Genomic DNA, 20,299 nt, shown 5'->3' with positions numbered 1-20,299 from the left:
TTCCTGCCCATCCTAACCCAAGCGGGCGGCGGCGTGGCCTGTTAGTACATCGACGAAAGAACGCCACGCAGTCGTACGATGTTCTCGACAGCATGGCCCGTGCCAAGGGCCACGCAGAGCAGCGGATCCTCGGCCACCGAGACCGGCAGGCCGGTCGCCTGGCGCAGCACGGTGTCCATGTTCGCGAGCAGCGCACCGCCGCCCGTGAGCACGATGCCCTTGTCGACGATGTCGGCGGCCAGTTCGGGCGCGGTGTTCTCCAGCGCGACCTTCACGGCCTCGACGATGGCGCTCACCGGCTCCTGCAGGCTCTCGGCGATCTGCCGCTCGGTGATGACCAGTTCCTTCGGGACGCCGTTCATCAGATCGCGGCCCTTGATCTCCATCGTGCGGCCTTCGCCGTCATCGGGCGGGCAGGCGGAGGCGATGGTCTTCTTGATGCGCTCGGCCGAGCTTTCGCCGACCAGCAGGTTATGATTGCGGCGGATGTAGGCGATGATCGCCTCGTCCATCTTGTCGCCGCCGACGCGCACCGAGCGCGGATAGACGATGCCGCCCAGCGACAGCACGGCCACCTCGGTGGTGCCGCCGCCGATGTCGACGACCATCGAGCCCGTGGGCTCGGTCACCGGCAGGCCGGCGCCGATCGCAGCGGCCATCGGCTCCTCGATCAGCCAGACCTTGCGGGCACCGGCGCTCTCGGCCGATTCCTGGATGGCGCGGCGCTCGACGGCGGTGGAGCCGGAGGGCACGCAGACCACGATCTGCGGATGGGCGAAGCTGCGGCGATTGTGCACCTTCGAGATGAAGTGCTTGATCATCGCCTCGGCGACTTCGAAGTCGGCGATGACGCCGTCGCGCAGCGGGCGGATTGCCTGAATGTTGCCGGGCGTACGGCCCAGCATCATCTTGGCTTCCTCGCCGACGGCGAGGACCTGGCGCTTGCCACTCTGCGTGGTGAGCGCCACGACCGACGGCTCGTTCAGAACGATGCCTCGACCCTTCACATAGACCAGCGTGTTCGCCGTACCGAGGTCGATACCCATGTCCGCCGAAAATAGCCCGATGACGCGCGACAGCATTGAGTTAAGTCTCTGTAATTACGGCGAAATCTTGAAATACTCGTGCCATTCCGAGGTCCGGCACCGAGGGTGCGACCGGGTTTAGACCGGCAGGGCAAGGCTCGCAAGGCGATTCAAACGGTCGCATCGATGGTCACCGTTTGTGCTCGTCCAAGCTTCGCAACGACTGAAAAGTTGCGTGCAACGGGCGTTTCAGGCGCCTTCCAGCCGGCGTTCCTGCCGCTGGAGCCAGGCCACGACGTCGGCGCGGCGGCCGGCCTCGATATGCGCCCATTGATGCGACTTCAGTTCGTCGCCCCGCCCCGAGCGCCAGTATTCCTTCACCACGATCATCGTCCACGGCGCGATGCCCGTCTTGCGCCCGGTGGTGACCTCGACCGTGAAGCCATGGCTGGCGCCGGCGTAGGAGTGCCGCTCGCGCTGCCACTCGACGCCGTCGACGCTCCAGGCGGTGCGCGGCATGCGCGTCGTACCGGGTTCCAGCAGTCGATCGACGATGCGGAAGAACGACGCGTCGCCGATCTTGCGCACTAAGCGCTCACCGGCAAACGACCGGCCTCGCCCTGAGGAGCGCCCCGCAGGGGCGCGTCTCGAAGGGTGCGCACTACGCACATCCCTCTTGAAGCCACCCTTCGAGACGGCGCTGCGCGCCTCCTCAGGGTGAGGGTTGTCCCGATCCTGCGCACCTCAGAGGCCCATCATCTTGGCGATGGTGTTGCGCTGGATGTCGTTGGTGCCGCCGCCGATCGACCCCACGCGCACGTCGCGGAACAGGCGCTGGATGTCGTGCGCCATCGTGTAGCCGGCGCCGCCCATGATCTCCATCGCGAGATGGGCGCATTTGAATTCGCCATCGGTGCCCTGGATCTTGGCGATCGCCGTCTCCTCGACCGGATCGAGGCCGGCATCGAGCATGTCGGCCAGGCGATAGGTCAGCGCCTGGGTCGTGCGCAGCGCGATGCGCATGTCGGCGAACTTGTGCTGGATCGCCTGGAACTTCGAGATCGGCTGGCCGAACTGCACACGCTCCTGGGCGAAGCGCTTGGCGTATTCGATGGCGAAATGCATGTTGCCGCAGGCTTGCGCGGCGAGACAGAGCCGCTCGAGGTTCAGCCCCTTCATCAGCCCCGACCAGCCGCGATTCTCCTCGCCGATCACATGATCGGCCGGCACGAACACGCCGTCGAAGAAGATCTCGTTGGCATGCGTGGTGCGCCGCCCCAAGGTCGGCAGCGGCTTCATGGTGAGACCGGCGGCGCGCGCATCGACCCAGAAGAGCGTCACGCCCTTGTGCCGAGCCTCGCTGTCGGTCTTGGCCACCACCATCAGATAGTCGGCGACGTGGGCGGCGCTGATGTAGAGCTTCTGCCCGGTGAGGCGATAGCCGTTGCCGTCGCGCACCGCGCGCGTCTTGATGCCCGACGCATCGGAGCCCGTGTCGGGCTCCGACAGCGCGAAAGCCGACTTCAGCTTGCCGGCGCAGATCTCGGGCAGATAGCGCCGCCTGAGATGCTCGCCCGCCGTGAGCTGCAGATGCATGCCGCCATAGACGACCGTCGGCAGGTAGAGTGAGGAGGCGCCGCTGTAGTGACGCGCCAGCGCCTCGACCAGCACGACGAGATCCTTGCGGCTGCCGCCCATGCCGCCATAGGCCGGATCGTAGGGCAGCGCCATGTAGCCGGCCGCCGCCAACGCCTCGAAGGCCGCGTGCGGGAACGCCGACTCCTCGTCGAGCCGCCGGATCTCCTCCGGCGGCAGCACGCGGGCCAGCAATTCGGCGACGTTGCGCCGGATCAGGACCTGCTCTTCCGTCAGGCCGAACTCGTCGAGGGTGCTCATCTACTTCGGCTTCGTGTCCTGGCGGTACAGGTAGTAGGCGTAGCCGCCGGCGGCGGCGAGGGCCACGAGGCCCAGGATCTCGAAGGGCGACATGATCAGTCGAACACCACGACGCCGCGCGCGACCTCGCCCGCCATCATGCGCTTGAAGCCCTCGTTGATCTCCGAGAGCTTGTAGGTGCGGCTGATCAGGCCGTCGATGTTCAGGCGCTTGTTCATGTAGTGGTCGACAAGCACTGGGAAGTCGAGATCGGGCCGCACCGAACCGTAGAAGGTGCCGCTCATCGTCTTCTCGCCGAACACCATCGCCATCGGCGAGTACTGCGCCTTCGCGGTCGCCGCCGCGATGCCGACCGCGACGCCGTGGCCGCCGGGCGCCAGCGCGTCGAAGGCCAGCGCCTGCGTCGGGCCGATCGATACCGCGTCGAAGGAATAGTCGACGCCGAGCCCGCCGGTGATCTCCTTCACCTTCTTGACCGGGTCGTTGTCGGTCGCGGTGTTGACGGTATGGGTCGCGCCGAAGGTCCTGGCCATCTCGAGCTTGTTGTCGAGAATGTCGGCCGCGATGATCTTGCTCGCACCGGAGAGCATGGCGCCCTGCACGGCGTTGAGGCCGACGCCGCCGCAGCCGATCACCAGCACGGTCGAGCCGGCCTCGATCTTGGCATGGCGCGTCACCGCGCCGACGCCGGTCGCCACGCAGCAGCCGACCAGGGCCGCCTGCGGCCACGGCATGTCCTTGCGGATCGGGATCACCATCTCTTCCGGCACCACGACTTCTTCTGCGAAGGTGCCGATGCGGGCCATCTGGTTGATGCCCTCACCCTTGTGCTTCAGCCGCAGCGTGCCGTCATACTGCGAGCCCGGCGGCACCGAGGCGCGGCCGATGCACAGCACGGTGCGGCCCTGGGTGCAGTAACGGCAGCGCCCGCAATGCGGGCGGAACGAGAAGATCACATGGTCGCCCGGCTTCACCGTCGTGACGCCCGGCCCGCATTCGAGGATCTCGCCCGCCGCCTCGTGGCCCGGCACGATCGGCATCGGCGACGGCCAGTCGCCGTTCATGATGTGCCAGTCGCTCTGGCAGACGCCCGACGCCTTCATCTTCACACGCACTTCCATCGCCTTGGGCGGGTCGAGCTCGCACTCGACGACCTGCAGCGGCTCGTTGGGCTTGAACAGAACAGCGGCTTTCATGAATTTCCTCCCGGAACGTTGCCGCCACTATATCATCGGGCCATGAGCAAAACCCTCCTGATCACCGGCGGCGCCTCCGGCATCGGCGCCGAGACCGCCCGCCGCGCCGGCGCGCGCGGCTACCGCGTCGCCATCAACTATCGCAGCCGTGACGCCCAGGCCAAGGCCGTGGTGGCCGACATCGAGGCCGCGGGCGGCCAGGCCATCGCCCTGCCCGGCGACATGGCGCGCGAAGCCGACATCGTCTGTTTGTTCGACGAAGCCGAGCGTGCGCTCGGGCCCGTCACGCACCTGGTCAACAGCGCCGGAATCGACCCCAGCCGCGGCCGGATCGACGCGTACGAACACGCGGTGATCGCCAATCTTTTCGCGGTGAACGTCATCGGCCTGATGCTGTGCTGCCGCGAGGCGACCCGACGCATGTCGCCCAAGCATGGCGGCAAGGGCGGCGCCATCGTGAACGTCTCGTCGATGGCGGCGACCTTGGGCGGACGCCGCGGCGCGTCGGCCTATGCCGCTACCAAGGGCGCAGTCGATGCCTTCACCAAGGGCTTTGCGCGGGAAGTCGCCGCCGAGGGGATCCGGGTCAACGCGATCCGCCCCGGCCCGGTGATGACCGAAATGACGGAGGGACGCCTCAACGAGCCGGGAGTCCTCGCCGCCGTCGCCGCGTCGCTTCCGATCCAGCGGATCGGCGAGTCGCATGAAATTGCGGACGCGATCCTGTGGCTGCTGTCGGACGAGGCCTCGTTCATCACCGGCGCGATGCTCGATGCGTCGGGTGGCGGGTACATCATCTAGGGCCGGCTTCAGGCCCCACGTCCTCGTCATCTGCAACGGGTCGTTGGGCTTGAACAGAACGGCGGGCTTCAAGTTTTTGCTCCCGAATCGGGGCCGGCGCTATACCATCGGCCCATGAGCAAAACCCTCCTGATCACCGGCGGCGCCTCGGGCATCGGCGCCGAGACCGCCCGCCAGGCCGCGACCCGCGGCTACGGCATCGCCCTCAACTACCGGACCCGCGACACGCAGGCCAAGAAGGTCGTGGCCGACATCGAGGCCCAGGGCGGCAAGGCCATCGCCCTGCCCGGCGACATGGCGCGCGAGGCCGACATCGTGCGGCTGTTCGAGGAGACCGAGAAGGCGCTGGGACCGATCACCCATCTGGTCAACAGCGCCGGCACCAACGGAAAGCGCGGCCGGGTCGACGAATACGACGCCGAGGTGCTGGCCAATCTGTTCGCCACCAACGTCACCGGCCTGATGCTGTGCTGTCGCGAGGCGGCCCGGCGCATGTCGACCAAGCATGGCGGCAAAGGCGGCTCGATCGTCAACGTCTCGTCGATGGCGGCGACGCTCGGCGGACGGCTGGGCTCCTCGGCCTATGCCGCGAGCAAGGGCGCGGTCGACGCTTTCACCAAGGGCTTCGCCCGCGAGGTCGCGGCCGAGGGCATCCGCGTGAACTCGCTGCGCCCCGGCATGGTGCTGACCGAGATGACCGAAGGACGGCTGAAGGACCCGGCCTTCCTCAGCAGCATCGAAGCCTCGATTCCGATGCGCCGTGTCGGCACCTCAGCCGAGATCGCCCAGGCGGTCCTGTGGCTGCTGTCGGACGAATCGTCCTTCATCACCGGCGCGATGCTCGATGCGTCGGGCGGGGGGTATATTATCTAAGGTGCGCAACTCGTTGCGCACCGGGTGCAGAACAGACAAGAAAAAAGGCGCCGGTTTCGGCGCCTTCAATCTTTCTGCCCGGTGCGGGCTCTCGCGCTTGGTTACAAGCGCTGCCGCCCGCCGGCGTCCAAGGCGCGCTAGTTGCGCGCCTTGTCCACCAAGGCCTTTTCCTTGATCCACGGCATCATGGCGCGCAGCTTCTCGCCGACCTCTTCGATCGGGTGCTCCGCCATCTTCTTGCGCGTGGCCTTGAACGAAGCCTGGTTGACCTTGTTCTCCAGCATCCAGTCGCGCGCGAAGCGGCCCGACTGGATGTCTTCCAGCACGCGCTTCATCTCGGCCTTGGTCTCGGCCGTCACGATGCGCGGGCCCGAACGGTACTCGCCGTACTCGGCGGTGTTGGAGATCGAGTAGTTCATGTTGGCGATGCCGCCCTCGAAGATGAGGTCGACGATCAGCTTCACTTCGTGCAGGCACTCGAAGTACGCCATCTCCGGCGCGTAGCCCGCCTCGACCAGCGTCTCGAAGCCGGCCTTGATCAGCTCGACCAGGCCGCCGCACAGGACGACCTGCTCGCCGAACAGATCGGTCTCGCACTCTTCCTTGAACGAGGTCTCGATGGTGCCGGCGCGACCGCCGCCCACCGCCGACGAGTAGCTCAGCGCGATCTCGAGCGCGTTGCCCGAGGGGTTCTGCGCCACCGCCACGAGGCAGGGCACGCCGCCGCCGCGCACATACTCGGAGCGCACGGTGTGGCCCGGGCCCTTCGGCGCGATCATGAACACGTCGAGGTCGGGACGCGGCGTCAGCAGGTTGAAGTGGACGTTGAGGCCGTGCGCGAAAGCCAGCGCCGCGCCCTGCTTCATGTTGCCGGCGAGGTCGGCATTGTAGATGTCCGACTGCAGCTCGTCCGGGGTCAGCATCATCACGATGTCGGCCCACTTGGCGCCGTCGGCCGGGCTCATCACGGTGAAGCCGGCGCCTTCGGCCTTCTTGATCGTGGCCGAGCCGGGCTTCAGCGCAATGCGCACGTCCTTCACGCCCGAATCACGGAGGTTCATGGCGTGGGCATGACCCTGGCTGCCGTAGCCGACGACCAGGACTTTCTTGCCCTTGATCAGGTTCACGTCGGCATCACGATCGTAGTAGACACGCATAGGGGCCAATCCTCCTGGCAGCTGCTTCTTGCAAAGAACGGGGGTTAGTAGACAACCCGGCTCGCAAAAACCAGCCTCGAATCCCGCCTTATCGCATGTCCCCCTTGCGCTTCTACATATGGTATGCCTCTCGGAGGGCAACCCAGCCCCGTAGATCCCCGAGGAAAGCCCGCAATGTCCCTTCGCTCCGCCTTCGTCCCCGCGTCTTTGGCTCTCGCGCTGGTTGCCTGTAACCAGCCTTCCGACGCCCCGACGAACCCGGCCACCCCGATGCCCGGCATCGACTACGCGGTGGAGAATTCGACCGTCCACGGTGCCGCGCGGGCGATGCGCAACCACACCTGGCTGTGGACGCGCGGCCCCGGCCCGGCCCAGATCCACTATTCGACGGCGGACGGCCGCGACCTGGTCTGGATGGTCGGCCAGCGACGCGTCTTCCAGGGCGAATGGACGGTCCAGAACACCAGCGATTCCAGCGGCCAGCAGATCACCCAGATCTGCCTGCGCTATCCCGGGGTCAATTTCGGCGGGCTGAGCGCCACCCTGACCTGCCGCCCCGCCGGGACGTTCCTCGGCGAGATGCAGCAGCGCGAGGGCGGCGACCCGTTGCAGATGAACGGGCGCACCCAGGCGCTGTTCGTGATCGACAAGGCGCCGGCCAACCTGGCCGAGATCGAGGGCCGCGTGGCCTCGATCAAGGGGCTGTCGAACTACTAACGGAACTGGCGTTCTTCTCCTCCCCCGTATGACGGGGGAGGTGAGGAGCAGAGCAATAGGCGCTACAGCGCCTCGCCGCCGCGCGACATGGCGACGATGCCGGTGCGGACGACGTCGACCAGGCCCAGGGACTCCATCAGGCCGATGAAGGTCTGCACCTTGTCGGTGTTGCCGGTGACTTCGAAGACGAAGGAATCGGACTTGGCGTCGATCACCTTGGCGCGGAACACGTCGGCCAGGCGCAGCGCCTCGACCCTCTTCTCGCCGACGCCCTTCACCTTCACCAACGCCAGCTCGCGCTCGATGTGCGGGCCCTCGACGGTGAGATCGCGCACGCGATAGACCGGCACGAGACGATCGAGCTGCGCCTTGATCTGCTCGATGATCATCGGCGTGCCCTTGGTCACGATGGTGATGCGCGACTGGCTTTCCTTCGCGTTGGTCTCCGCGACGGTCAGGCTCTCGATGTTGTAGCCGCGCCCCGAAAAGAGGCCGACCACGCGCGCGAGGATGCCCGGCTCGTTGGCCACCAGGACGGAGATCGTGTGGGCGACGATAGACGTATCCTTGCTCACACCAGCACCATGCCTTCTTCCGACACCTTCGCAGACTGCTTGTCGTCCGGACCCAGCAGCATCTCATTGTGGGCCGCGCCCGAGGGGATCATCGGGAAGCAGTTCTCCTTCTCATCGACGATGACGTCGACGATGACGGGATGCTTCAGCTCGATCATCTCCTTGATCGTATCGTCGAGCTTGGCCGGATCGTCGCAGCGCAGGCCCTTGGCGCCGAACGCCTCGGCGACCTTCACGAAGTCGGGCAGCGATTCCGAATAGCTCTCGGAATAGCGGCCGCCGTGCAGCAGCTCCTGCCACTGCCGGACCATGCCCATGTAGTGGTTGTTCAGCACGAAGATCTTCACCGGCAGGCGATACTGGGCCGCCGTCGAGAGCTCCTGGATGTTCATCAGGATCGATGCCTCGCCGGCCACGTCGATGACCAGCGCCTCGGGATGGGCGATCTGCACGCCCAGCGCCGCCGGGAAGCCGTAGCCCATGGTGCCGAGGCCGCCCGAGGTCATCCAGCGGTTGGGCTGCTCGAACTTCAGGAACTGCGCCGCCCACATCTGGTGCTGGCCCACTTCGGTGGTGATGTAGTGGTCCTTGTCCTTGATGTGGTGATAGAGCCGCTCCAGCGCATACTGCGGCTTGATCACCTGCTTGTTCGGCTTGTAGGCGAGGCAGTTGCGCGCGCGCCACGTCTCGATCTCGGCCCACCACGCCTTCAGCGCCTTCTGGTCGACCTTGGGCTGCTTCGCCTTCCAGGCCTTCAGCAGCTCTTCCAGCACGATGCCGGCATCGCCCACGATGGCGAGGTCGACATGGACATTCTTGTTGATCGACGAAGGATCGATGTCGACGTGGATCTTCTTCGAGCCCGGCGAGAACTTCGTCAGGTTGCCGGTGATGCGGTCGTCGAAGCGCGCGCCGATGTTGATCATCACGTCGCAGCCGTGCATCGCCAGGTTGGCTTCGTAGGTGCCGTGCATGCCCAGCATGCCGAGGAACTGCTTGTCCGACGCGGGGAACGATCCCAGGCCCATCAGCGTGTTGGTGACCGGATAGCCCGTGAGGTGCACGAGCTGCGTCAGCAGCTTCGAGGCCTTGGGGCCGGCATTGATGATGCCGCCGCCGGCATAGAACACCGGACGCTTGGCATTGGCGATCATCTCGACCGCCTGCTCGATCTTCTTCGGATCGGGCTGGGTCTGCGGCCGGTAGCTCTTGTGCGTCACCGCGACCTTGGGCGGCGCCGTGTATTCGTGCTTGTTCATCAGCACGTCCTTGGGCAGGTCGATGACGACCGGGCCCGGACGGCCGGAGCGCGCCACGTAGAAGGCCTCGTGAACCGTGCGCGCGAGGTCGCTCACCGCCTTCACCAGGTAATTGTGCTTGGTGCAGGGGCGCGTGATGCCGGTCGTGTCGGCTTCCTGGAAGGCGTCGTTGCCGATCAGGTGGGTCGGCACCTGGCCCGTCAGGCAGACGATCGGGATCGAATCCATCAGTGCGTCGGTCAGGCCGGTCACGGCATTGGTCGCGCCGGGGCCGGAGGTCACCAGCACCACGCCGACCTTGCCGGTCGAGCGGGCATAGCCCTCGGCGGCATGCACGGCGGCCTGCTCGTGGCGCACCAGGATGTGGCGCAGCCGGTTCTGCTTGAAGAGCGAATCGTAGATCGGAAGGACCGCACCGCCGGGATAGCCGAAGACGACCTCGACTTCCTCGTCGATCAAGGCTTTCACCAACAGATCGGCGCCAGTCGTGGCGGGCTCCTCGGGCTTCAACACAGCGGTCTCCTTCTGACAAATGTGCCGCAAAACGGGGGTTTTGCGGCGCGGCGGAACATAGGGGCGGCGTTTGGAGCGGTCAATCGAAAAGATCGAAACGCAAAGTTTCACCCTGCCAGATTGTCCAAATATTTCTCAATCTCGCCCGAATCTGAATCGGGCCTTGGATCCAACACAACATCTGGTGTCATTTGGTGACGGAACCACGTCATCTGGCGTTTGGCATATTGCCGTGTATGGTCGATGGCGATGCGCTGGACGTCGCCCAGCGTAATTCCCCCCCGGAAGTGCCGGAAAAATTCGGGTGCGCCATGCGCCTTCAGGCCCGGCCAGGCTGGGTCGGGCTGCCGGTCGAAGACGGCGCGGACCTCGGCCATGACGCCGGCCGCCATCATGACATCGAAGCGCCGCGCGATACGCTCGCGCAGCCAGTCCCGGTCGGGCGCGAGCAGCACGGTGGCGAACCGCCAGGGCGCCGCCGACGCCTCCCCCCTCTGCCACTCGCTCAACGGCCGCCCCGTGGCCTGCCAGACCTCCCAGGCCCTGACGTGGCGCTGACGGTCCTCCGGCTTCAGCCGCGCGACGATTTCAGGATCGTGCAGAGCCAGCCGCTCCCGGAACGCCCGCGACCCCAGGACCGCCCAGTCGGCATTGGCCTGCTCGCGCAGGTCCGGCGGCGCCTCTGGAATGGCAGCGATTCCCTGCATCAAGGTCCGGATGTAGAGGCCCGAGCCACCGCACAGGATGGGCACGCGGCCCTCCTTCAGCACCCGGTCGATCTCCGCCGCTGCGAGCGTGCGCCAGCGCGCGGCCGACACGGTCTCGCCGAGCGGCAGCACGCCATAGAGCGCGTGCGGCACCCGTGCCCGCTCCTCCGCTGTCGGCTGCGCCGTCAGGATCGGGAAAGCGTCGTAGGTCTGCATCGCATCGGCATTGATCACCGTGCCGCCGCGACGTTCGGCGAGGTCGAGCGCCAGCGCCGACTTGCCGCTGGCGGTCGGTCCGGCGACGACGATGACGGGGGTCTGAGCGTGCGATGTCATGAGCGGCGCACTGTTTGCAAATCCGCGACCCCGCCGCTAGAGCCGGGGCGTGAAAAACGTCCTGGTCCTGATCTCCGATCCCGCCCGCCCCGCCGTGACCGACGCGGTCGTGGCCTCCGCCATCGATGCCCTCAAGGGCAGCGGCGCCACCGTCGGCGCGCCCGACTGGCTCGACAAGGGCATTGCCTGCGACCTGCCGTTCGACGGGACCGCCCCTTCGATCAGCCTGGCCGGCGTCGATGCGGTGGTTCTGCCGGCGCAAGGGCGTCGCAAGAAGCTGCTGGTCGCGGACATGGAATCGACCATGATCCACAACGAGATGCTCGACGAGCTGGCCGACTTCCTGGGCCTGCGCGAGAAGATCGCCGGCATCACCGCCCGCGCCATGAACGGCGAGATCGATTTCGCGGGCGCGCTCGAGGAGCGGGTCGGCCTGCTGAAGGGCCTGCCCGTCGGCCGGCTCGACGAGGCCGCGACGCGCATCCGCTACATGCCGGGCGGCGCCACGCTGGTGGCGACAATGCAGAAGCACGGCGCCTACTGCGCGCTGGTGTCGGGCGGCTTCACCTACTTCACGGCGATGGTGCGCAAGGCGCTGGGCTTCGACCTCGATGCCGCCAACGTGCTGGAGCATGACGGCACGTCCCTGGCCGGCACGGTGGCGCATCCCATCCTCGGCAAGGAGGCGAAGCTCACGACCCTGCGTCGCCTGGCCGGAGAGCGTGGCCTTGGCGACGCGGACGCGATAAGCGTAGGCGACGGCGCCAACGACTTGCCGATGCTGCAGGCCGCCGGCCTCGGCGTCGCCTTCCACGCCAAGCCGGCGGTGGCGGCCCAGGTGCCGGCCCGCATCGACCAGGGCGACCTGAGCGCGTTGCTCTACCTGCAGGGCTATCGCCGCAGCGACTTCGAAGAGAGGAAAGACCCATGACCGAGATCCAGCAGATCGTCCTCGCAAGGCGCCCCGAGGGCGACGTCACCGCGGACTGCTTCCGCGCCGAGACCGTTTCGCTCCCCGCCCTCGCCGAGGGCCAGATCCTGATCGCCCAGCGCTTCCTGTCGCTCGATCCCTACATGCGGCCGCGCATGACCGAGCTGCGCTCCTACACGCCGCCCTTCGAGCTCGAGAAGCCGCTGACCGGCGGCTCGATCGGCGAGGTCGTCGAGTCGAAGAACCCGCGCTATGCCAAGGGCGACATCGTGATGGGCATGCTGAACTGGGCCACCCACACGGTCCATGACGGCAAGGGCCTGCGCAAGATCGACGCCGCCGGCCTGCCGCTTTCGGCCTATCTCGGCGTGCTCGGCATGCCGAGCTTCACCGCCTGGTACGGGATCAAGCACATCTGCAAGCCCAAGGCGGGCGAGACGGTGTTCGTCTCCGCCGCGACCGGCGCGGTCGGCCAGGTGGCGGGCCAGCTCGCCAAGCTCGCCGGCGCCCGCGTCGTGGGCTGCGCCGGCGACGAACAGAAGTGCCAGTGGGCAGTGCGAGAGGCGGGCTACGACGCCTGCTTCAACCACAAGACCGAGAGCGATGTCGGCGCGGTACTCGACAAGCTTTGCCCGCAGGGCATCGATGCCGATTTCGAGAATGTCGGCGGCAAGATCTTCCACGCCGTCTTCGCGCGCCTCAACAATTTCGGCCGCGTCGCCTTCTGCGGTGCCATCTCCGAGTACCAGGATGCCGCGCCGATGGCCGGCCCGGAGAAGATGTTCACCATCGTCCAGCGCCGCCTCACCCTGCAGGGGTTCATCGTCTCCGATCACGCAGCCCTGATGGGCGACTTCGTGAACGAGGTCGGCGCACTGGTGGCCTCCGGCAAGCTCAAGAGCCGTGAGACCGTGATCGACGGCCTCGCCAAGGCCCCCGAGGCCTTCATGGGCCTGCTCAAGGGCGAGAACTTCGGCAAGCTGGTGGTGAAGGTCGGCTGACCTGTCTGTCGTCCTGAGCGCCAGCGAAGGACCTCGCCGAACGATCAGACGGCGCCCTGCGTTGTGGACGTGAGGTCTTTCGCTTCGCTCAAGACGACAGAGAAACAAAAAAGGCCGCGCGATGCGCGGCCTTTTCCTTGTCCGGTGAACCCGGGTTACTTCTGCAGCCGCAGAGCCGCGAAGCGCGGGTCGCCCTGCCGCTCGACGAAGAGGAGCACGGAGCGCTTCTTCTGCTGCTGGAGCTTGGTCACGAGGTCGGTGACCTCCTGCGGCGTCGTCACCTGCTTCTGGTCGACCTCGAGGATGACGTCGCCGGCCTGCAGCTGCTTCTCGGCAGCCGGGCTGTTGGGCGCCACCTTGGTGATGATCACGCCCTTCACCTGGTCGGAGAGGCCGTAGCGTTCGCGCAGCTGGTCGGTCACCTTCTGCAGGGTCAGGCCGAGCTGCTCGATGGTCGAGGTCACCGGCTGGTCGGGTTCGGCCGGCTTCTTCGGACCGCCCTGGGCCGAGGTGTTCTGCTTCTCGGCCTCTTCCTGCTCGCCGACGCGCAGCTTCAGCGGCACTTCCTTGGCGCCGCGCCAGACCACGACGTCGACGGTGTTGCCGACGCGGGCATTGGCGACCACCCTCGGGAAGCGGCGCAGGTCGAGAACCTCCTGGCCACCGAACGACAGGATGATGTCGTTGCGCTTCAGGCCCGCCTTGGCGGCCGGGCCGTCGGCCGTGACATTGGCCACCAGCACGCCGCGGGCGCGGTCGAGGCCGAACGAATCGGCGATGTCGTCGGTGACGCTCTGGTAGCTGACTCCGATCCAGCCGCGCTTGACCTTGCCGAACTCGCGGAGCTGGTCGGCGACCTGCTTCACCATGTTCGACGGGATCGAGAAGGCGAGACCGGCATTGGTACCGGAGGGCGAATAGATCGCGGTGTTGACGCCGATGACCTCGCCGTCGGTGTTGAACAGCGGACCGCCCGAGTTGCCCTTGTTGATGGCCGCGTCGGTCTGCAGGTAATCGTCGAGCGAGTCGTTCAGCGATCGGCCGCGTGCCGAGATGATGCCGGCCGTCACCGAATGGCCCATGCCGAACGGATTGCCGATGGCGATCACCCAGTCGCCGACCCGCGACTTGTCCGAATCGCCCCACTTCACCGCCGGCAGCGGCTTCTTGTTGGGCGGCTCGACCTTGAGCACGGCGAGGTCGACGCGGCTGTCGGAGCCGATCAGCTTGGCCTTGAGCTGGGTGTCGTCGCGGAAGATGACGGTGATGTCCTCGGCGCCTTGGATCACATGGTTGTTGGTGACGATGTAGCCCTCGCCATCGATCACGAACCCGGAGCCCAGCGACGTGCCGCGGCGCTTCTGCTGCTCCTCACCGCCGCGCTTGTCGAAGAACTCCTTGAAGAGTTCCTCGAAGGGCGAGCCGGGCGGAAGCTGCGGCATGTCCCGCAGACGCGGCCCCTGCTGGGGCACGTTCTGCGTGGTCGTGATGTTGACGACGGTCGGCATCAGCTTGTCGACCAGCTCGGCGAAGCTCTCGGTCGGCTGACGCGCCCAGGCGGGCTCCGTCGCGACGAGGCCGACGGATGCGATGGCCGCAAGAACGGCCCCTCTGAAATAGCCTTGAAAATCAGCTAGAATCACGACCGACCTCCAACGGCGCTCAAGGCCAAACGGTCGATACGGCCGGCGCCGCGCGTTAGAGTTACTGTCTAACTGCGGGCCGATTGTGGCGCAAATAAAGAGGTCGTTATCGAGCGCGGTTTTGCGGCGTTTTGGCCATGTGGCCAAAAAGAAACCGGCGGCGTGGCAGGAGTGCCACAGCCGCCGGTCGGTACGATCTTTGCCGGAGCCTACTGCTTCGGCGCGGGGAGTCCGGACGGGTCGTTGAAGAACCGGAAGAAGTCGTTGTCCGGGCTCAGCAGCATGGTCGTGCCACCCGAACCGAACGCCTGCTTGTAGGCCTCCATGCGCCGGTAGAAGGCGTAGAAGTCCTTATCCTTGCTGAAGGCCTTGGCGTAGATCTCGGTCGCCGAGGCGTCGGCCTCGCCTCGCACGATCTGGCCCTTCAACCCGGCATCAGCCTTGATGACGGCCACTTCTCGGTCGGCCGTCGCCTTGATGCGGGCGTTCTCCTCGTCGCCCTCGGCGCGAAGCTGGCCGGCCTCGCGCTCGCGGTCGGTCTTCATGCGGTTGTAGACCGACTGGGAGTTGGCCTGTGGCAGGTCCGCCCGCTTGATGCGCACGTCGACCGTCTGGACACCCAGCTCCATGGTCTTGACGTTCACCCGCCGGGTGATGTCGTCCATGAGGTTTGCGCGCTGGTCGGTCAGCACCGCATGCAGCGGCACCGACGACAGCACGCCGCGGATCTCGGAGTTGATCAGCGAGTCGAGGAGCCCGCGCAGGGTGGTTTCACCTCCCGGCACGGTCTGCGCATAAAGTTTGGCCGCGACGATCTTGTAGCGGGCATAGGCGTCGACCACGAGACGCTTCTGGTCGCCCGCGATGATCTCGAACTCCTCGGCTTCGTAGTCGAGCAGTCGGCGGTCGATCCGCTGGATGTCCTGGATCAGCGGGATCTTGGCGTAGAGACCCGGGTCGGTCTTCGGATCGCCGACGATGGCGCCGAACTGGCGCACCAGGACCTGCTTGGTCGGGTCGACCGTGTAGAAGGTCTGGGTCACGAGGAAGCCCACGATCGCGAGCACGACCAGCGCGATGATCGAACGGTTGCTCATCGCGTGGCTCCCGGCAGGGGCTGAGGTGCGCGCGGTGGCTGCGGCCCGACGCCCGGCGTCTGGCCCGAGCGCAGCTCGGGCAGCGGCAGATAGGGCAGCACGCCGCCGTTGTTGGTCGTGCCCTTGTCGACCAGCACCTTGTTCACGTTGCGCAGCACCTCTTCCATCGTGTCGAGGTAGAGACGCTCGGTGGTGATGTCCTTGGCCTTGGCCCACTGCTCGTAGACCTGGTCGAACCGCTGGGCGTCACCGCTGGCGCGCGCCACGGTCTCGGCCTTGTAGGCTTCGGAGCGCTGGATGATCGATTCCGCCTCGCCCTTTGCCCGCGGGAGCTGCTGATTACGGTAGGTGTTGCCCTCGTTGATCAGCTTCTCCTTGTCGGCGCGAGCGGCCTGGACGTCACGGAACGCCGCAATGACTTCCTGCGGCGGGTCCACGCGCAGGAGCTGGATCTGCGAAATGCGGACGCCGAGCCCATACTCGTCGAGAATGCCCTGCAGCAGGTCCTTGGTGTCCTGCTCGATACGGCTGCGGCCCTCGGTCTGGGCATATTGCAGGTTCGACTTGCCGATGACCTCGCGCATGGCGGCCTCGGCGCCGGCCCGCACGTTTTCCTCTGGATTGCGCACGTCGAATGCGTACTTGAAGACGTCTTTGATCTGCCAGAGCACCGCGAACTCGATGTCGACGATGTTCTCGTCGCCGGTCAGCATCAGGTTTTCCGTCGAAGTCGGGCGCGGCCCACGGGTATAGGGCGTCGTCGCCTGGCTGCCACGCGAACCGATGACCGTGCGGCGCTGGTCCTGGACGTTCACGACCACGACATTGCCGATCGGGGCCGGCAGATTGTAGTGCAGGCCGGGCTCGACCGGCTTTCCGTAGGGCTTGCCGAACACGAGCTGGATGGCCTGCTGGTTGGGCTGCACGCGAAAGAAGCCGGTGGCCAGCCAGACGACGAGCGCGCCCAGGACCACGAGGGCGATGCCCTTGTAGGTGCCGAAGCCGCCGGGCATGAGGTTTTTGAGGCGTTCCTGACCCTTGCGGATCACGTCTTCCATATCGGGCGGGCGTCGCGAGCCAAACGGACCGCCGCCGCCGCCACCACCGCCACCCTTGTTGCCACCGCCACCGCCGCCGCCCCAGGGACCACCGCCGCCGCCGCCGCCGCCACTACCGCCGCCGCCGCCCCAGGGGCCGCCGCCGCCGTTGTTATTCCACGCCATTTTTCACCTCAGGGCCCCTGCTGCCGCTTATCACCGCGCTTGGGCGCGTTGTCGCTTTTGATTTCCAGACGCTCTGCATATATGTGACGACAGGCCCACCTTCAATCAAGCGGCGGACGTGAAATTGCGCCGCAGCGGAAGCAGCAGAACATGGCGGAAATCACCGAATCGGCCGTCCGCAAGGTTCTCGATACCGTGATCGATCCGGTGACGAGCCGCAGCGTCGCGGCACTCGGCATGGTGAGCGGTGTCGTAACCCGCGCCGGCCACGTCGCAGTGACCCTCGAAGTCGATCCCGCGCGCGGCACGGCGCTCGAACCGCTGCGCCAGGCCTGCGAACAGGCGATCCGCGCGATGCCCGGCGTTCTCTCGGCGACCGCGGTGATGACGGCGGAGCGCGCCGCGCCGCCCCCACCGCCTGCGGCGGGCGGCCACCACGGCCACAGCCACGGCGCGCCCGCGGCCAAGACGACCGGCGGCGGCGGCCGCATCGACGTGCCGGGCGTGAAGCACATCATCGCCGTGGCGTCCGGCAAGGGTGGCGTCGGCAAGTCGACCACCGCCGTCAACCTGGCGCTCGGCCTCGCCGCCAACGGCCTCGCGACCGGGCTGCTCGACGCCGACATCTATGGCCCCTCGATGCCGCGCATGCTGGGCGTGACGGAGAAGCCCGAGTCGGCCGACGGCAAGATGCTGAAGCCGATCGAGAAGTACGGACTCAAGACCATGTCGATCGGCTACATCGTGAACGAGGACACGCCGATGATCTGGCGCGGCCCCATGGTGTCGAGCGCGCTTGAGCAGATGCTGCGCGACGTGCAGTGGGGCGACCTCGACGTGCTGGTCGTCGACATGCCGCCGGGCACCGGCGACGCCCAGCTCACGCTGGCCCAGCGCGTGGCGCTGGCCGGCGCCGTCATCGTCTCGACGCCGCAGGACATCGCCCTGGTCGACGCGCGCAAGGGCCTCAACATGTTCCGCAAGGTCGCGGTGCCGGTGCTCGGCATCGTCGAGAACATGAGCTACTTCCTGTGCCCCCACTGCGGTGAGCGCTCGGAGATCTTCGGCCATGGCGGCGCCCGCGAGGAGGCGGAAAAGCTCGGCGTGCCGTTCCTCGGCGAGATCCCGCTTCATCTCGACATCCGCACCACGTCCGACAGCGGCCATCCGATCGTGGTGTCGAAGCCCGACAGCGCCCATGCGCAGGCCTACAAGAACATCGCCGGCCGCGTTTGGAAGCAGCTGTCCGCCAACCAGCGCGGCGCCCGCAGGGCCCCGAACATCGTGGTGCAGTAAATCATTGTCGTCCTGAGCGCAGCGAAGGACCTTGCGTCACCGCACAAATATCGTCTGACCGCGAAGCAAGGTCCTTCGCTGCGCTCAGGACGACAGAGTTTCAGCCGCGCTGGCGGGACTTCTTGGGACGCCAGCCGGGGCGCCATTGGCCGATCAGGCCGTGGACGCCGATCATCGAGCCGGCGACCAGTTCGAGGGCGAGGAAGCGGCGGTCTTCGACCCAGCCGGGGAGCTGGATGTTCAGCGCGAGATCGCGGCGGAAGCCGAACTGGTTGTAGTATTCGGGGTCGCCGACCAGGATGATGCGGCTGTGGCCCAGCATGCGCGACTGCGCCATCGAGTGCCACATCAGCGCCTTGCCGTAGCCCAGGCCGCGCAGTTCGGGCGAGATGGCGAGCGGGCCCAGCATCACCGCCGGCCACTTGTCGTTGATCAGGATCGGCCAGTTGCGGATCGAGGCCACCATCCTGTCCTTCTGGTCGATCGCCACGAAGCACAGTTCGCGGATCGGCTTCACGCCCTCGCGCAACCGGTAGACCGTCTTCTGCTGGCGGTCGGGGCCGAAGGCCGCCTCGTTCATCTCCTCGACCGCCGTATTGTCGCGCGGCCGCTGGCGCAGCAGCCGCAGCCGGCCGGGATCGCGGATCACGTCGCCTGACCGAGCGACGCCATCAGTTCGCGCCATTCACGGGCGCTGAGCCCGCTCGACTTCTGATCCACCGTTTCGCCCGCCAGCATGCGCTTGACGATGGCCAGCCCGGTCTTGGAGAGGTGCGTGCCGCCCAGGCGATATTCGACGAAGGCGTCGTGGCTGATCGGGCACCAGCGCTTCAGCGTATCGAGCATCGTCTCGGCATAGACGCGGATTTCGTACTGCGCATGGGCATCGGCGCGCAGCGACAGGAAATGCATGAGATTGTGGAGGTTCGTCTTCCAGTACCACTGGGTATAGAAGCCCAGCGACAGGTTCATGCGGGCGAGCTCGCGCGCGAGGCCCGAGCGCTCGGGATCGAGCGGCGCGCCGCCCTCGCCCTCGTTCAGCATCTCGAGATAGTGCTCGTAGACGAGCTCGGCGTCCTGCTTCAGCAGGTTGAAGACGCGCTCGGCCTCCTTGCCCGCCAGCACCGCATCGCGGCCCTGCCGGTTCATCGCGCTCTGGGCGGCGAGATGCTCGGGCTTGGGGATGTAGAACTCGTTGTCGAGGATCGAGTAACGCGCGGAATATTCGTTCACGTTGGCGGTGCGATGGCGGATCCACTGGCGCGCCACGAAGATCGGCAGCTTCACGTGGTACTTGATCTCGCACATCTCGAACGGCGTCGTGTGGCGGTGCCGCATGAGATAGTTGATGAGGCCGCGATCCTCGCTGACCTTCTTGGTGCCGCGGCCGTAGCTCACCCGCGCGGCCTGCACCACGGCGGCATCGTCGCCCATGTAGTCGACGACGCGGACGAAGCCGTGATCGAGCACGGGCAGCGCCTGGTAGAGGATTTCCTCCAGCGCCGGAGCGACCGGGCGCAAGGTCGGCTGGGCGCCGGCCCGGGCCTGGTCGATTTCTGCCTGCTGGTCGCTGGAGAGGGGCATCGTTTGCGTCGTCCTTGTTTGCGCCGGACTTTATGGGCGCGAGCGACGGCAGGCCATGGGAAAACCTCGGAAAGGCGCGCGGGTAATCGACGCCACGGGAAGCCTTCAAAAAGCCGAAGGAAGCGCCTATATAGGGCGCGTCGGGAAACCGACTATGGCGATAAACGCCGCGTGACATAAGCGTTTCGGACCCGGGGGCAGTACCCGGCGCCTCCACCATTATTTCTCCACCCTTGGGTGGAACCGATGGGGGCGAACCAGGATCGACGGGCGTGGTAAAGACGCGGTTTTTGCTCGGTATGGTTCCGCCGTGACGGGCCATTCACAAGTGCTAACGATAACACCGTTACACTCGCTGCTGCCGCCTAAACAGCGGACGTAAGCGCGGTCCGGGGGGCACCGGGCAACAGAAGCCCCCCACTCTTCCGTCCAGCCATCCCCACTTTCTTTCCCGGCAATTGCCCGCTAT

19 protein-coding genes and 1 other RNA gene are annotated in these 20,299 nt (G+C 66.5%); 7 read left to right on the top strand and 13 right to left on the bottom strand.

Features of this window, described 5'->3' with window-relative positions; all coding sequences use genetic code 11:
- Positions 1–41: 41 nt before the first annotated feature.
- From ACQY78_RS21380 to ACQY78_RS21365, 4 genes are all read right to left on the bottom strand, one after another.
- Positions 42–1,082 (bottom strand): rod shape-determining protein, encoded by a 1,041-nt coding sequence (locus ACQY78_RS21380; RefSeq protein ID WP_068189726.1) that lies wholly within the window; start codon positions 1,080–1,082, stop codon positions 42–44.
- Between the two features lie 192 nt (positions 1,083–1,274).
- A complete protein-coding gene (locus ACQY78_RS21375) occupies positions 1,275–1,613 on the bottom strand; it encodes a hypothetical protein (protein ID WP_428678418.1) in 339 nt (112 codons plus the stop codon).
- Positions 1,614–1,769: 156 nt separating this feature from the next.
- The gene (locus tag ACQY78_RS21370) at positions 1,770–2,921 is read right to left on the bottom strand and encodes an acyl-CoA dehydrogenase family protein (RefSeq protein ID WP_428678416.1); all 1,152 of its coding nucleotides are present in this window, start codon (positions 2,919–2,921) and stop codon (positions 1,770–1,772) included.
- 95 nt (positions 2,922–3,016) lie between these two features.
- Positions 3,017–4,117 carry a Zn-dependent alcohol dehydrogenase gene (locus ACQY78_RS21365; protein WP_428678414.1) on the bottom strand — a complete coding sequence of 367 codons (1,101 nt, stop codon included), beginning with the start codon at positions 4,115–4,117 and terminating at the stop codon, positions 3,017–3,019.
- A gap of 42 nt (positions 4,118–4,159) precedes the next feature.
- On the opposite strand from ACQY78_RS21365, the gene ACQY78_RS21360 reads away from it, so the two are divergent.
- A complete protein-coding gene (locus ACQY78_RS21360) occupies positions 4,160–4,918 on the top strand; it encodes an SDR family oxidoreductase (protein WP_428678411.1) in 759 nt (252 codons plus the stop codon).
- A gap of 114 nt (positions 4,919–5,032) precedes the next feature.
- A complete protein-coding gene (locus ACQY78_RS21355; RefSeq protein ID WP_428678408.1) occupies positions 5,033–5,791 on the top strand; it encodes an SDR family oxidoreductase in 759 nt (252 codons plus the stop codon).
- 137 nt (positions 5,792–5,928) lie between these two features.
- Here ACQY78_RS21355 and ilvC read toward each other — a convergent pair whose 3' ends face one another.
- Positions 5,929–6,948, bottom strand: coding sequence for a ketol-acid reductoisomerase (ilvC, locus tag ACQY78_RS21350; protein WP_428678405.1), 1,020 nt, complete (start codon positions 6,946–6,948; stop codon positions 5,929–5,931).
- 174 nt (positions 6,949–7,122) lie between these two features.
- Here ilvC and ACQY78_RS21345 point away from each other — a divergent pair, with 174 nt between their 5' ends.
- The gene (locus tag ACQY78_RS21345; protein WP_428678403.1) at positions 7,123–7,665 is read left to right on the top strand and encodes a hypothetical protein; all 543 of its coding nucleotides are present in this window, start codon (positions 7,123–7,125) and stop codon (positions 7,663–7,665) included.
- Between the two features lie 62 nt (positions 7,666–7,727).
- Here the strand turns inward: ACQY78_RS21345 and ilvN are convergent, their stop codons facing one another.
- The 3 genes from ilvN to miaA all read right to left on the bottom strand — a co-directional run bounded on the left by ilvN (position 7,728) and on the right by miaA (position 11,055).
- Positions 7,728–8,240, bottom strand: a complete 513-nt coding sequence (gene ilvN / locus ACQY78_RS21340; protein ID WP_428678400.1) for an acetolactate synthase small subunit — start codon at positions 8,238–8,240, stop codon at positions 7,728–7,730.
- Entirely contained in the window at positions 8,237–10,012 is a 1,776-nt protein-coding gene (locus ACQY78_RS21335) for an acetolactate synthase 3 large subunit (RefSeq protein ID WP_428678397.1), read from the bottom strand. Before ACQY78_RS21335 ends, ilvN begins: the two co-directional genes overlap by 4 nt.
- Before the next feature lie 107 nt (positions 10,013–10,119).
- Positions 10,120–11,055 (bottom strand): tRNA (adenosine(37)-N6)-dimethylallyltransferase MiaA, encoded by a 936-nt coding sequence (gene miaA, locus ACQY78_RS21330; RefSeq protein ID WP_428678395.1) that lies wholly within the window; start codon positions 11,053–11,055, stop codon positions 10,120–10,122.
- Between the two features lie 49 nt (positions 11,056–11,104).
- Here miaA and serB point away from each other — a divergent pair, with 49 nt between their 5' ends.
- Positions 11,105–11,986, top strand: a complete 882-nt coding sequence (gene serB / locus ACQY78_RS21325; protein WP_428678393.1) for a phosphoserine phosphatase SerB — start codon at positions 11,105–11,107, stop codon at positions 11,984–11,986.
- The gene (locus ACQY78_RS21320) at positions 11,983–12,987 is read left to right on the top strand and encodes an NADP-dependent oxidoreductase (protein WP_428678390.1); all 1,005 of its coding nucleotides are present in this window, start codon (positions 11,983–11,985) and stop codon (positions 12,985–12,987) included. Before serB ends, ACQY78_RS21320 begins: the two co-directional genes overlap by 4 nt.
- 155 nt (positions 12,988–13,142) lie before the next feature.
- Here the strand turns inward: ACQY78_RS21320 and ACQY78_RS21315 are convergent, their stop codons facing one another.
- The 3 genes from ACQY78_RS21315 to hflK all read right to left on the bottom strand — a co-directional run bounded on the left by ACQY78_RS21315 (position 13,143) and on the right by hflK (position 16,950).
- Positions 13,143–14,630 carry a DegQ family serine endoprotease gene (locus ACQY78_RS21315; protein ID WP_428678387.1) on the bottom strand — a complete coding sequence of 496 codons (1,488 nt, stop codon included), beginning with the start codon at positions 14,628–14,630 and terminating at the stop codon, positions 13,143–13,145.
- Between the two features lie 209 nt (positions 14,631–14,839).
- Positions 14,840–15,727, bottom strand: coding sequence for a protease modulator HflC (hflC, locus tag ACQY78_RS21310; protein WP_428678385.1), 888 nt, complete (start codon positions 15,725–15,727; stop codon positions 14,840–14,842).
- Entirely contained in the window at positions 15,724–16,950 is a 1,227-nt protein-coding gene (hflK, locus tag ACQY78_RS21305; protein ID WP_428678382.1) for an FtsH protease activity modulator HflK, read from the bottom strand. The genes hflC and hflK overlap by 4 nt, the downstream gene beginning before the upstream one ends.
- 150 nt (positions 16,951–17,100) lie before the next feature.
- Between hflK and apbC the strand changes: the two genes are divergently transcribed.
- On the top strand, positions 17,101–18,246 hold the full coding sequence (gene apbC, locus ACQY78_RS21300) for an iron-sulfur cluster carrier protein ApbC (RefSeq protein ID WP_428678379.1): 1,146 nt from the start codon (positions 17,101–17,103) through the stop codon (positions 18,244–18,246).
- Positions 18,247–18,346: 100 nt separating this feature from the next.
- On the opposite strand, the gene ACQY78_RS21295 is transcribed toward apbC, so the two are convergent.
- Positions 18,347–18,895, bottom strand: coding sequence for a GNAT family N-acetyltransferase (locus tag ACQY78_RS21295; RefSeq protein WP_428678377.1), 549 nt, complete (start codon positions 18,893–18,895; stop codon positions 18,347–18,349).
- Positions 18,892–19,830 (bottom strand): FAD-dependent thymidylate synthase, encoded by a 939-nt coding sequence (thyX, locus tag ACQY78_RS21290; RefSeq protein ID WP_428678374.1) that lies wholly within the window; start codon positions 19,828–19,830, stop codon positions 18,892–18,894. Before thyX ends, ACQY78_RS21295 begins: the two co-directional genes overlap by 4 nt.
- A gap of 100 nt (positions 19,831–19,930) precedes the next feature.
- Here thyX and ssrA point away from each other — a divergent pair.
- Positions 19,931–20,252: a transfer-messenger RNA gene (ssrA, locus tag ACQY78_RS21285) on the top strand.
- Positions 20,253–20,299: the final 47 nt, after the last annotated feature.

Source organism: Reyranella sp., from assembly GCF_965279625.1.
Taxonomy (GTDB): Bacteria; Pseudomonadota; Alphaproteobacteria; order Reyranellales; family Reyranellaceae; genus Reyranella.
The sequence above is the reverse complement of the archived record's forward strand: the minus strand, read 5'-3'. Positions and strand labels throughout refer to the sequence as shown.